The sequence below is a fragment of the Acinetobacter sp. Swhac1 genome, from assembly GCF_013390985.1.
GTDB lineage: Bacteria > Pseudomonadota > Gammaproteobacteria > Pseudomonadales > Moraxellaceae > Acinetobacter > Acinetobacter towneri.
This window is the reverse complement of sequence record NZ_JACASN010000043.1, coordinates 1-13,150: the sequence shown is the minus strand read 5'-3', so window position 1 is coordinate 13,150 and position 13,150 is coordinate 1. Positions and strand designations below refer to the sequence as shown.

The 13,150-nt window shown below is 39.5% G+C and carries 8 protein-coding genes and 3 pseudogenes; 8 read left to right on the top strand and 3 right to left on the bottom strand.

The annotated features are described in order from the left end of the window. Both HX743_RS14630 and HX743_RS14625 read right to left on the bottom strand, forming a co-directional pair. Positions 1 to 127 (bottom strand): annotated as a pseudogene (locus HX743_RS14630) (helix-turn-helix domain-containing protein); the annotation flags it as partial. Positions 128 to 187: 60 nt separating this feature from the next. Continuing rightward, a pseudogene (locus tag HX743_RS14625) lies at positions 188 to 838 on the bottom strand (TorF family putative porin); the annotation flags it as partial. A 163-nt stretch (positions 839 to 1,001) separates the two neighbouring features. Here HX743_RS14625 and HX743_RS14620 point away from each other — a divergent pair. From HX743_RS14620 to HX743_RS14590, 7 genes are all read left to right on the top strand, one after another. Continuing rightward, positions 1,002 to 1,223, top strand: coding sequence for a hypothetical protein (locus HX743_RS14620; protein WP_005400783.1), 222 nt, complete (start codon positions 1,002 to 1,004; stop codon positions 1,221 to 1,223). Positions 1,224 to 1,466: 243 nt separating this feature from the next. Further along, complete coding sequence (locus HX743_RS14615) at positions 1,467 to 3,197, top strand: class I SAM-dependent DNA methyltransferase (RefSeq protein WP_178319568.1); 1,731 nt, start codon at positions 1,467 to 1,469, stop codon at positions 3,195 to 3,197. Then, positions 3,187 to 4,590, top strand: a complete 1,404-nt coding sequence (locus HX743_RS14610) for a helix-turn-helix domain-containing protein (RefSeq protein ID WP_178319567.1) — start codon at positions 3,187 to 3,189, stop codon at positions 4,588 to 4,590. The genes HX743_RS14615 and HX743_RS14610 overlap by 11 nt, the downstream gene beginning before the upstream one ends. Next, positions 4,587 to 6,002 (top strand): restriction endonuclease subunit S, encoded by a 1,416-nt coding sequence (locus HX743_RS14605; protein ID WP_178319566.1) that lies wholly within the window; start codon positions 4,587 to 4,589, stop codon positions 6,000 to 6,002. The genes HX743_RS14610 and HX743_RS14605 overlap by 4 nt, the downstream gene beginning before the upstream one ends. Beyond that, on the top strand, positions 5,999 to 7,408 hold the full coding sequence (locus HX743_RS14600) for an ATP-binding protein (RefSeq protein WP_178319565.1): 1,410 nt from the start codon (positions 5,999 to 6,001) through the stop codon (positions 7,406 to 7,408). Before HX743_RS14605 ends, HX743_RS14600 begins: the two co-directional genes overlap by 4 nt. Before the next feature lie 271 nt (positions 7,409 to 7,679). Beyond that, the gene (locus HX743_RS14595) at positions 7,680 to 10,784 is read left to right on the top strand and encodes a type I restriction endonuclease subunit R (RefSeq protein ID WP_178319564.1); all 3,105 of its coding nucleotides are present in this window, start codon (positions 7,680 to 7,682) and stop codon (positions 10,782 to 10,784) included. Between the two features lie 113 nt (positions 10,785 to 10,897). Next, positions 10,898 to 12,664, top strand: coding sequence for an ATP-dependent endonuclease (locus HX743_RS14590; RefSeq protein WP_002115233.1), 1,767 nt, complete (start codon positions 10,898 to 10,900; stop codon positions 12,662 to 12,664). Here the strand turns inward: HX743_RS14590 and HX743_RS14585 are convergent. Beyond that, a pseudogene (locus tag HX743_RS14585) lies at positions 12,643 to 12,750 on the bottom strand (transposase); the annotation flags it as partial. The gene HX743_RS14590 and the pseudogene HX743_RS14585 sit on opposite strands and share 22 nt — an antisense overlap. A gap of 220 nt (positions 12,751 to 12,970) precedes the next feature. Between HX743_RS14585 and HX743_RS14580 the strand changes: the two are divergent. Beyond that, the coding region (locus tag HX743_RS14580; protein WP_153562979.1) for a transposase at positions 12,971 to 13,150 on the top strand (180 nt) is incomplete at its 3' end.

The following is a 13,150-nucleotide window of genomic DNA, read 5'->3' as shown; positions in this document are numbered from 1 at the left end:
TACCTTCAGAAAGCCAGAGAATAGTTTGGGCACGTTGTCTTTCACGCCAATGTTTTGCATGCTTGGCCAGAAAAATGAGTCGTTCTCGCTGTTCTAAACTAAGTGGTACAGAAACAATTCGAGGCATGTGTGAACATCTGTTAACTAAAAAAGCTTTTTCGCATGATTAGTTATTTTTGTCAACTTAGCGGTAAGTTGCACCAATTTTCCAATCAAAAAAATGGTCTTTTGCTTCAGAACCATAAATGTCCTGATTTGCTTTGGAATAACCTAAGCTAACATTTGTGCCAAAATTAGTTTGAGCAATCGGTGTAGCATATAAGACATTAAAATACCAATTTGAGATATCTTTACCTATACTGTCACTGGCAGCTTTGCCGCCATAGTTATAGGTATAGCTTATGCTTGGTGTAAAGCTATCGTTCTGATGCAGCAACGCATTAAAGATCATTTTGAAATAGTATTCATTATAATTTAAATCGCTGTTGCCGATGTAATTGTAGCGCAGCATGCCAAGATCAACTGCAGGATGGATTGAACCTAGCGCGATTGGCGCTGTATAGCCGATCTGGGGATCCAGTTCTAAATTTACTTCGTCATCAAAATCAACATTCGATGCAAATGCAGCAAGATAAAATCCTGAAGCATGGCTTAAAACAAAGTTTCCCTGCAAGGCCGGATCATTCTGGGTTTGCGTTTGGCCGCGCCAGCGGTAGTCGCTGGCCAATGATACATTACCTGAAAAGCTTAAAGCGGGAGAGCTTTCATCTCCAGTAGCAAAAGCATAACTTGAATAGAGCGGTATAAGGCTAAAAAGTAGATGGTATAATTTTTTCATAACACTTTAAATTAGTAGTCATTGAAGTAATGTATGTTATGGTTTAATTTATTGATATATAATAAAATTATCGTAAATTTTGCGTAAAATAAGTATAAAATTTAAGATGAATATTTTTTAAAGTCGCAGATTCAAATCCCAAGTGCAACACATTTGTAGTTAGTTGAAAAAGTTAGGTGTATTCATAGAATCATTAGACTTTACCGCAAGGAAGGGTTTTGCCAATGCACGGTTTGAAACGGATATAGAGGAAGGGTTAGAGGTGCTGGAGGAATACTACCCTGAACAAGAACAAAACCGTACGGTGGAGCAACAAGCTTCGCCTGAAGGGTTTGTGCAGGGTATTCAGCAGGGGTTGCAGCGATCAGTCAGACCCGTCAATTAATCGATTGGTTGGAAAAGAGCAACTTTCTAGGTTGCTCTTTTTTTTTACGACATTATAAGACGTAGCAGTTGTTAAAGGACTATTTTAGCTAAAGTTATCCCGTTAAAATGACAGGACTTTATTAATCTCTATTTTTTTTGTTAAGTGCATGACTTTTAATAGGTCATTGATATGCTAACTTAGCAACATTGTTTAACATTAAGTATAAAACCAAAGCGGTTGATCTTGGATTGAGGAAATAAAATGCATTCATTGGAACAAAAGTTTCTAAATGACTTAGATGACAAGCTTTGGAAAGCCGCCGATAAATTACGCAGCAGTCTGGATGCCGCTAACTACAAGCATATTGTTTTAGGACTGATTTTCTTAAAGTACGTATCAGATGCTTTTGATGAACGGCAATCTGAACTCAAAGAATTGTTTGCACAAAAAGACGATCACAACATCTATTACATGCCGCGTGATCAGTACGACAGCGAAGAAGAATACCAACAGTCTATTGCTGATGAACTAGAAATACTGGATTACTACCAAGAAAAAAACGTATTTTGGGTGCCAAAAGCAGGCCGCTGGTCAAATATCCGTGATGCAGCCGCTTTACCAATTGGCTCAACCATTTGGCAGGATGAACAAGGTACAGATGTCAAACTGCGTTCTGTATCCTGGCTGATTGACAATGCCTTTGATGCAATTGAAAAAGCCAATCCAAAGCTTAAGGGTATTCTTAATCGTATTGGACAGTATCAGCTGGACAATGACAAACTGCTTGATCTGATCAACACCTTCTCTGATACCAGTTTTACCAAGCCTGAATATAATGGCGAAAAACTCAGTCTGCACAGCAAAGATATTCTCGGGCATGTCTACGAATACTTTTTAGGACAGTTTGCTTTGGCTGAAGGCAAGCAAGGTGGGCAGTACTACACGCCTAAAAGCATCGTAACCTTAATCGTTGAAATGTTGCAGCCTTATAAAGGTCGTGTGTATGACCCTGCAATGGGTTCAGGTGGATTCTTTGTATCCAGTGAAAAATTTATTGAACAACATGCACAGGAAAAGCATTACAAAGCATCAGAGCAGAAAAAGCATATTTCTATTTATGGGCAGGAAAGCAATCCGACCACATGGAAACTGGCAGCTATGAACATGGCGATTCGCGGGATTGATTTTAATTTTGGTAAGAAAAACGCAGACAGCTTTTTAGATGATCAGCATCCAGACTTACGTGCTGATTTTGTTATGGCTAATCCGCCTTTTAATATCAAAGATTGGTGGCATGCTTCGCTAGAAAGTGATGTACGCTGGAAATACGGTACACCGCCACAAGGTAATGCCAACTTTGCTTGGATGCAGCACATGCTACATCATCTGTCACCAACAGGCAGCATGGCACTTTTACTTGCCAATGGTTCGATGAGTTCCAATACCAACAATGAAGGTGAGATTCGTAAAAACTTGATCGAAGCCGATCTGGTGGAATGCATTGTTGCATTACCAGGACAACTGTTCACCAACACGCAAATTCCAGCCTGTATCTGGTTTCTAACCAAGGACAAAAAGAATGGCTTGTCGTTAGATAAAAAGAAAGCCAACCGTGAAGGCAAGACGCTGTTCATCGATGCCCGTAATTTGGGCTATATGAAAGATCGCGTACTGCGTGACTTTACCGATGCAGATATTGCTAAAATCACCAATGCTTTACATGCTTGGCAACAAGGCGAAAATTTTGAAGGTGAAGCGTATCAAGATGAGAAAGGGTTCTGTTTCTCTGCTGAGTTAAAAGATATACAAAAGCACGACTACGTACTGACTCCGGGGCGTTATGTGGGTGCAGTCGAGCAGGAAGATGATGGCGAGCCATTCGCTGAGAAAATGCTGCGTTTGACCGCTCAGCTCAAAGAACAATTTGCTGAAAGTGCGGTCTTGGAAAGTGAGATTAAAAAGAACCTAAAGGGCTTGGGCTATGAGTTCTGATCATTCTTTATTGCTGGAAATTCAGAAGGGTGAAAGTCAAACCCTTGAATTTAAAGAGCAGTTACCGAAAGGGCAACAGGTCGCAAAGACCCTGATTGCTTTTGCCAATACCAGTGGTGGTAAATTGGTAGTGGGTGTAAGTGATGATCGCCAACTCGTAGGTATTCAAGATGATATTTTTGAGCTGCAAGATCAGATCACTTCGATGATCAATGAACTGTGTGCGCCAAATATTTTGCCGTATATCTATATCGAGAATATCCAGGGCATTGAGTTGCTAGTGATTGAAGTCAGCCGTGGTTCATTATTGCCTTATTATCTCAAGCCGCAAGGCAAGGCACAGGGGACGTATATCCGTTTAGGTGCAAGCAATCGTGTGGCATCGCCTGAATATATTCAGCAACTTGAATTGCAACGTCTGAACCAGACTTTTGATGAACAGCCGAATCCACAATACAGTTTAGATGACATTGATTTACAGCCTTTACAGCAAGCCTTTGCTGATCTGGGTAAAGAGCTGTCTTTGCAGAAAATGCGTAATCTTAAATTGATCATTCAGCAGAATGGACAGGATTACCCAAGTCATGGGTTACTCATTTTGTTGGGGCTTTATGAGCAAGTTGAGATCAAATGTAGCCGCTTTAAAGGCACGACCATGACAGTGTTTTTGGATAAGAAAGAATACCGTGGAGACTTATTTAGTCAGTTGAAGCAAACAGAGCAATTCATCAAAAACCATCTGCATCTACGTGCTGAAATTTTAGGGTTACAACGTACAGAAAGTTTTGAAATTCCAATCCCTGCTATTCGTGAAGCCTTGGTGAATGCAGTGCTGCACCGTGACTATAGCAATGCAGGGCGTGATATTAAGGTTGGCATTTATGATGACATTTTGAATATCGTATCGCCAGGTGGATTACCAAATGGACTCACTGAAGAAGATTTAGCGCAAGGTCGTTCAGAGATTCGTAACCGTGTTCTGGCGCGTGTGTTTAAAGAGCTGGGTTATATCGAGCAGTGGGGCAGTGGTATTGCCCGTATTAAAGATCTTTGTTTACAAGCAGGTAATGCAGAACCTCAACTGAAAGCACAAGGTGATTTTGTAGATTGGGAATTTTATCGTCCTTCGATTGAGCAATTAGGTGGCTTAATAGGTGGCTCAATAGGTGGCTCAATCCAAGAAACTATGCTGACAGATCGTCAAAAAGAGATTTTGGTTTTGATTCAACAAAATCCCAAAGTTTCCTATCGTACTATGGCGGAGCAGCTCGGTATTAATGAGTCAGCAGTGAAAAAGCATCTAAACAACTTAAAAGATGCAGGCTGGCTTGAGCGTGTGGGTGGGACTCGTGGCTATTGGGTGATTAAGAAAGAGTTTGGGGGTGTGGTGTGAGTTCTACTCTACGTTTGTTTTGGGAAGCTGCGGGCGGTAATGTGCCTGAGCATTGGGAATTTAAAACAATAGATGAGTTATTAGAGCATCCGAAGGCTATATCAGTTGGTGTGATGTATCCGGGATCTGATACTGATGGTGGTGTTCCTTTAATTAAGGTTTCTGATGTTAAAAATGGAGCAATTGCATCACGCCCTTCATTTTGTATCAGTAACAAAGTTGATGAAGAGTATAAAAGGACTCGTTTAAATGGTTCGGAGCTTTTACTGACATTAGTCGGTAATCCCGGTGATTGTGTAATCGTAACTGATGAAATGTGTGGCTGGAACGTGGCTAGAGCATTGGCTGTGATTCGCCTGAAAGATACTCAATTGCGGTCTTGGATACGTTATGTACTGGCAAGTAAGCCCGCACAACATTTAATAGAAGCTAGATTAAATACCACAGTTCAAAAAACCTTGAATTTAAAAGATGTACGGGAAATTGGCATTCCAATTCCTCCTAGAGAAGAACGTGATTCAATAACAAAAGTAATTGATTTAATTGGGAAAAATACATTAATTAATACGCAAATAAATCAAACCTTAGAATCTATCGCCCAAGTGATTTTTAAAAGTTGGTTTGTCGACTTCGATCCTGTCCGTGCCAAAATTGCAGCTAAGCAGGAAGGAAAAGACCCTGAACTTGCTGCCATGTGTGCCATTAGTGGTAAAAACGAAGAAGAGCTTCAGCAAATGTCTGAAGATGATTTTGCTGAGTTACAAGCGAGTGCTGCGCTGTTTCCTGATGAGTTGGTAGAGAGTGAGTTGGGGGATGTGCCGAAGGGGTGGGAATTACAGCAACTTAAAGATATTGCCAAATATAGCTCTAATAAGATTTTATTAAATGACCTAAATCTTGAAAATTATATCTCTACAGAAAATATGTTATCTGAAAAGAAGGGAATTGAAAAAGCGAGTTCATTGCCAAAAGTGAATAACGTGCCTGCTTTCAAAAAAGGAAATATTTTAGTTTCTAATATTCGGCCTTATTTTAAGAAAATTTGGTTTTCTTCTTTTGAGGGAGGACATTCTAATGATGTCTTAAATTTTGAGGTCTTAGAAGAAGGTTGTGAGGAATATTTATACAATTTAATTTACCAAGACAGTTTTTTTGATCAAATGATGGCTTCATCTAAAGGATCAAAAATGCCTAGAGGTGATAAAAAAGCTATTATGAATTTTCAGGTTGTTATACCATCAATAACTTTAAGGAGACTATATTCGAGAAAAGTTAGAAAATTTTATTTAAAACAAAATATTATAGAAAAAGAAAATCAGGCTTTAAAAAGTATTAGAGATACTTTATTACCAAAATTATTATCGGGTGAGGTTAATTTGGCGGCGTTGCAGTGTGAGGGTGCTAAAGCATGAGTATTACAGTTGAACAAATAAATCTTTGGCGACAATTGCCTTCGGAAACACAAAATCTGGAATTTAAAGAAGCAAAAACACAATACGATACTAAAAAATTATCTCGATACTGCGTTGCTATTGCAAATGAGGGTGGTGGTCATCTAATTCTCGGAGTCAAGGATAAATTGCCTCGAGAAGTAGTAGGAACGCAGGCTTTTAATGATGTTGTTGATATAGCTGGTAAGTTATTTACTTGGGTTGGATTTCGCGTTGATATAGAAGAAATTAATCATCCAGATGGCAGAATATTAGTATTTATTATTCCACCACGCCCTAGGGGAACAGCTTATCACTATGAAGGTGCTTATCTCATGCGTTCGGGTGAGGAACTCGTTCCTATGTCTGAAGACCAACTGCGTAAAATTTTTGCTGAAGGACAGCCTAATTGGTTGGAAGAGATTGCACTTAAAAATATATCAGCTCAAGATGTAGTACATCTTTTAGATACTCAGACTTTTTTTGAATTATTGAACCTACCATATCCGACGGATCAATCAGGTGTAATTGGAAAACTTATTAGCGAAAAGCTGATTGAGAAAACAGATGTTGGTTTTAACATACTGAATATTGGCGCAATATTACTGGCTAAAAATCTTAAAAATTTTAGCCATATTCAGAGAAAAGCAACTCGGGTAATTGTCTATAAAGGGGAATCAAAATTAGAAACACTTTCTGACTTAACTGGAGAAAAAGGTTACGCAGTTGGTTTTATTGGGCTAGTTCAATATGTCATGGGTAAATTGCCTCAAAATGAAATAATAAAAAATGCTATCCGTAAAGAAGTGAAGTTAGTGCCAGAAGTGGTTATTAGGGAGCTACTAGCAAATGCCTTAATTCATCAGGACTTTGAAATGACAGGTGCATCACCTGTGGTAGAGGTTTTTTCTAATCGCATAGAGATTTCCAATCCTGGCGAACCAATTGTACCTGTTGAACGATTCATTGATGGTTATCAGTCTAGAAACGAACGTTTGGCAGATATAATGCGTCGGTTTGGTATTTGTGAAGAAAAAAGTAGTGGTATTGATAGAGTAATTGAATCAGCTGAGATTTTACAATTACCAGCTCCTGAATTTCTTATAAGCCATAAAAGAACAATAGTCGTTATTCATGGGGAAAAAGCTTTCCGCGATATGAGTGGTAGTGATCGTATTCGAGCATGTTATCAGCACTGTGTTCTACAATATGTCTTGAGAAAACAAATGACGAATCAATCACTAAGACAGCGTTTTGGTGTATCAGAAGGAAGTGCTAATATTATTTCTCAAATAATTTCTTCTGCTGTCGAACAAAATTTAATTAAGAATGATCCGAATGCCCCTGACTCTAGACGTTATGCTAGATATATACCATTTTGGGCATAAAATCTTATTTCATCGCAAATCGAAATTACTCTTGAATTGTCTGTAAGATTTTGATTTTAAATTTATTTTTTATTTCATTCCAAATCAAGCCAGTGGTTTTGATTGGGGGCTTAACTATGAATAAGACGGAATCTAAGTTGTTATTAGGATACATAATCTTATTTCAGAGCAAATCAAAGTGACTTCTAATTTTAAATTTAAAATATTGATTAACAATTATTTTCTTATTTCATTGTAAGTTGATAAAAATGCTAGATAGGTGAATTTGATCATGAACGAAACACAACTCGAAAACTTATGCCTAGATTGGTTCGCTGAAAATGGCTGGGAAGTCGTTCATGGTATTGATATTGCACCTGATAGCAGTAATCCTCTACGCAAAGACTATAAACAGATTTTAATCGAAGCTGATTTACAGGCGGCTTTTGAACGCTTAAATCCACATTTGCCTGCAAGCTGTTTTGAACAGGTTTGGCAAAAACTGAGCAAGCCTGAAAGTTTGGATCTCGTCACCAATAACCGTGCTTTCCATCGTATGTTGTTGGAGGGTATGCCTGTCACGTATAAGAAGCAAGATGATTGGGTACATGACCATGCCTTCTTGGTGGACTTTAACCATGTTCATCAAAATCGCTTTGTGGCGATTAATCAATTTACTATTCTAGGTACTAAACAACCTCGACGCCCTGACATCATCTGCTTTATCAACGGTATTCCGTTTGCCGTGTTGGAGCTAAAAAGCCCAACCGATGAAAATGCTGATATATGGGATGCCTTTAACCAGTTGCAAACCTACAAAGAAGAAATCTCGGATTTATTTGTTTATAACGAAGCCTTGGTAGTGAGTGATGGCGTAACAGCACGTGTAGGCTCACTGACGGCGAATCAGGAACGTTTTTTGCCGTGGCGTACGATCAAGAATGAAGATGATAAACCTGCTTTAGAATGGGAACTTGAAACATTAGTTCGAGGCTTCTTTGACCGAGAGTTGTTTTTAGATTACATCCGATTTTTTGTGTTATTTGAAACAGATGGTGAAAAGACCATTAAGAAAATTGCAGGCTATCATCAATTCCATGCGGTTAGAGAAGCCGTACAAGCGACCATTGCGGCATCCAATCCAACTGGGGACAAAAAAGCAGGCGTTGTGTGGCATACACAAGGCTCGGGTAAAAGTATTTCCATGTGCTGCTATGCAGGCAAAATTTTACAGCAGCCAGCCATGCACAACCCAACCTTGTTAATCGTAACTGACCGTAATGACTTGGATGGACAGCTTTTTGAAACCTTTAGCAATGCTCAAGGTTTATTAAAACAAACGCCAGTACAAGCAAATAACCGTGATGAGCTGAGAAAGTTTTTAGCTGAGCGTGAGTCTGGTGGCATCATCTTTACCACAGTACAAAAATTCGCATTACTAGAAGGTGAGAGTGAGCATCCATTATTGAATGGACGCCATAATATTGTTGTGATGTCAGATGAAGCACATCGTAGCCAATATGGTCTGAAAGCAAAACTGAGCAATGATGGCACATACAAGTTCGGCTATGCCAAGCACATGCGCGATGCTTTAAAGAATGCTGCTTTTATTGGCTTTACTGGAACTCCGATTTCGAGTGAGGATAAAGACACCAGAGCTGTCTTTGGCGACTATGTTTCCATCTATGACATTCAGGATGCCGTCGATGATGGTGCAACCGTCCCAATCTACTACGAATCACGCTTGGCAAAGCTGGACATCAATCAGACTGAAATTGAAGATTTGTCTGATCAAGTCGATGAGGTTGTAGAAGATGAAGAAGATGTCGGTAACAGGGAAAAGACCAAGAGTGAGTGGAGCCGACTAGAAAAACTGGTGGGTGCCACACCACGGCTGAAACAGATAGCAGCGGACTTGGTTGTTCACTTTGAAGCCCGTACCGAAGCAACGGCAGGCAAAGGCATGATTGTCAGTATGAGCCGCGAGATCTGTGTTCATCTTTACAATGAGATTGTTGCCCTCCGTCCAGACTGGCATGATCCTGACCCTGAAAAGGGAAAAATTAAAGTGGTCATGACGGGATCAGCCTCAGACAAACCGTTACTGCAACCGCACATTCACAACAAGCAAGTTAAAAAGCGTCTTGAGAAACGCTTTAAGGATGTCAAAGATCCTTTGCAGTTAGTGGTTGTTCGCGATATGTGGCTCACAGGTTTTGATGCACCGTGCACGCACACCATGTATATCGACAAGCCAATGAAAGGCCATAACCTCATGCAGGCGATTGCACGCGTGAACCGGGTCTTTAAAGATAAGCAAGGTGGTCTGGTTGTTGACTATATTGGCATTGCTAATGAATTGAAGCAGGCCTTAAAAACCTATACCGATGCCAAAGGGAAAGGTGAGCCGACCTTACGTGCAGAAGAAGCCTATGCGGTTCTTGCTGAAAAGATGGATGCAATACGAGGAATGTTCACCAAAACCAACGAGCAGGCAGGTATGGATTTGGGTGCTTATGAAACTCAGGCACACCGACTGATTATCCCCGCAGCTAACTATGTGCTGAGCTTAAAGGATGGTAAAAAGCGTTTTCTTGATTTAGTTCTGGCAATCAATAAAGCCTTCTCTTTATGCAGCACCTTGGATGAAGCGAAGAACCTGCACAAAGAAATTGCCTTTTACTCAGCCATTAAAGCAGTCATTAGCAAGCATACCTCTGTAGATCGTAAACTGTCGCAAGCGGAAAAGGACAGTACGCTAAAACAGATTCTGGACAATGCTGTCATTGCTGATGGGGTAACAGATGTCTTTGCAATGTGTGGTTTGGATAAACCCAACATTGGCTTGCTTTCAGATGAGTTCTTGGAAGATGTACGGCAGATGCCATACCGTAACTTGGCAGTTGAACTTCTGGAAAAGTTACTCAATGATGGCATTAAGGCAAAGACGCGAAACAATGTGGTACAGGAAAAACGCTTCTCTGACCGTTTGCAGGAAACCTTGAGGAAATACAATAACCGAGCGATTGAAACTTCTCAGGTCATTGAAGAACTCATTCAAATGGCAAAAGAATTTCAGGCAGAGATGCAGCGTGAAGCTGCACTTGGTTTGAATCCTGATGAAATCGCTTTCTATGATGCTTTGGCAAACAATGAAAGTGCTGTCAGAGAGCTTGGAGACGATACGCTGAAACAGATCGCACGAGAGATTACAGAGAAGCTTAGGAAGTCAACGACAGTGGATTGGCAGGTTAGGGATAGTGTGCGTGCTCAGCTGAAAATATTAGTACGTCGTACTTTGCAGCGATGGAAATACCCGCCTGATAAAGCGGCTGAAGCGATTGAGCTTGTGATGAAGCAAGCTGAGCAGTTGTCGAATGCGTGGACGACTAGCTAAAAAATCATTTATAAAGAACGTAATGTACACAAAATAATTTACATGCTCTTCTTGGGCGAAACCTTTGAAAAAATAGATAAAGTTACAATAACCAATGTATTTTGGGGGGAACAATGCGTATCGAAAAAGTTAGAGTTGAGGGGTATAGACTTCTTGAAGATATTGAGATTGTATTAGAAAAGAATTCAACTGTGATTGTAGGGCGAAATAATAGCGGAAAAACATCTTTTACTAGCATATTTGATTGTTTTTGTGGTGAGTCAGGAGCCCGTTTTAGGTTGGAAGATTTTTCTAGTTTGTCTCGTGAGAAGTTTTTAAATGCAAGAAAATTGAAAGAAGAGGGGGCAAGTCCAGAGCAGATATATAATACACTGCCTATAATCACTCTTTCTTTGACATTTCGATACGATAGTGATGCCCCGACTTTAGGGCCTCTTTCACCATTTATCATTGATTTAGATATGGACTCTACAACAGCGATTGCTTGTATTGAATATAGGCCTGTCTTAGCAAAAATGCATTTGTTGTTTGATATACCTCAACCACCAGTAGGTATGGAACCTCAAATACATTTTTTTAAGTGTTTACGTAATAACTTATCAAAAATTTACGAAGTGCATGTTAGTGCAATAGATCCGACGGATAAGTCTAATAAGAGAAATTTCGAGGATACTTCAGCATTCGCAGCATTATTACAATGTAACTTTGTTCAAGCACAAAGAACTCTTGATAAGACAAAGCTTGGTGAGGCTGATGTTATCGGAAAATTACTTAGTGAATTGTTTAAAACAGCTGCTGCACCAACGGCTACAGAATCTGATCAAGAGTTAGCTGCGAAATTAAAGAAATCTGTTGAAGATATTGAGCTTAATGTTCAAAGTGATTTTGACAAAATGCTCAAAAAGTTATTACCTGTTATGGGGGTGATGGGTTTTCCAAGTCTTAATGATACTGAATTAAGGCCTGAAACTTCATTAAATGTAGAGGCACTTTTGTCTGGGCATACAAAAGTTGTTTATAGTGGTACAGATGGTGTGCATTTACCTGAGGGATATAATGGTCTTGGTACGCGAAATTTAATCTATATGCTGCTACAACTTGAAAGCTATCACAAAATTTACCGATCTCAAATTACTCGCCCTTCAGCCCATTTGATATTCATTGAAGAACCTGAAGCTCATTTGCATCCACAGATGCAGGAAGTTTTTATTAATCAATTAAATGTTGCTATTCAAAAGCTTTCGAGTGCCTATCCAGCAGAAGACGTTTGGAATGTTCAGTTTATTATTACTACACATTCTTCTCATGTTGCTAATGCGGCATGTTTTGATGCAGTAAGATATTTCTATAACCAAAAAGATGCAGTGAAAAGTATTAGAAATACTAAAGTTAAAGATTTTAAAAAGGGTATGCAAACAATATCTGTTACTGATAAAGAGTTCTTGCATAAATACATGACTCTGACTAAGTGTGATCTTTATTTTGCAGATAAAGTGATTATGGTTGAGGGGACAACTGAACGGTTATTAATGCCTCGCCTCAGAGAATTAGTTGATAAATCCTTACCAGAACATCAAAAATTAGCAAGCCAGTATGTAACTTGTATTGAAGCTGGAGGAGCTCATGCTCATCTTTTTTATCCACTCCTCGACTTTCTTGAACTTAAGACTTTGGTAGTTACTGATTTAGATTCAATCAAAAAGGTGGAAAAAGAAAATAATAAAAAAAAGAAAATTAACGTATGGGAAAAATGCCCAGTAGCGGAAGGTACGCGAACCTGTAATACCGCAATAAGATATTGGTTTGCTCCTAAGGATATTAAAAAGATAGAGGATTTTCATTTATCCCCAGTAGAACTTTCAGGCAAATCTCGCCACTGAATGCCTGTGCGCATACGATAAAGTATGCCTTCCAGTGTATTTCGGTGTTCATATTTATTGTAAACACGCCCTGTCTCTTTAAGTATTTGCTTTAGGGCTTCCTAGGCGTTATCTGTTAGCATTGTCCTTGGCATAGCAACGTCCGTTCTCGGTGGTATTTTTGATTTTTGGCGAAACCATTATACCTTGTTGCTATGCCGTTCATTTTTCACTCAAAGATGTAAGCATCCGGCTAACACAGCCTTACCAAGCGATCCTATAAGCCTTAATTTAGTTCCCACCTAAAAACAAGTGGGGACTTAATCCATGAACATGGATATATATTCAGCAACACCTCCTGTTGCTAAAAAACGCAGAACATACAGCAAAGAATTCAAACTCAGTATTGTCAATGCCTGCAAAAATCCTAATACCTCGATCGCTTCGGTCGCACTGCAACATAGTATTAATGCCAACCTTGTCAGTCGTTGGATCAGGATCTTCAGC

What these genes read in the sequence shown, in the direction of transcription:
- HX743_RS14615 (WP_178319568.1), top strand. Translation starts at nt 1,467, where the DNA reads ATGCATTCATTGGAACAAAAGTTTCTAAATGACTTAGATGACAAGCTT.
- HX743_RS14610 (WP_178319567.1), top strand. Translation starts at nt 3,187, where the DNA reads ATGAGTTCTGATCATTCTTTATTGCTGGAAATTCAGAAGGGTGAAAGT.
- HX743_RS14600 (WP_178319565.1), top strand. Translation starts at nt 5,999, where the DNA reads ATGAGTATTACAGTTGAACAAATAAATCTTTGGCGACAATTGCCTTCG.
- HX743_RS14595 (WP_178319564.1), top strand. Translation starts at nt 7,680, where the DNA reads ATGAACGAAACACAACTCGAAAACTTATGCCTAGATTGGTTCGCTGAA.
- HX743_RS14590 (WP_002115233.1), top strand. Translation starts at nt 10,898, where the DNA reads ATGCGTATCGAAAAAGTTAGAGTTGAGGGGTATAGACTTCTTGAAGAT.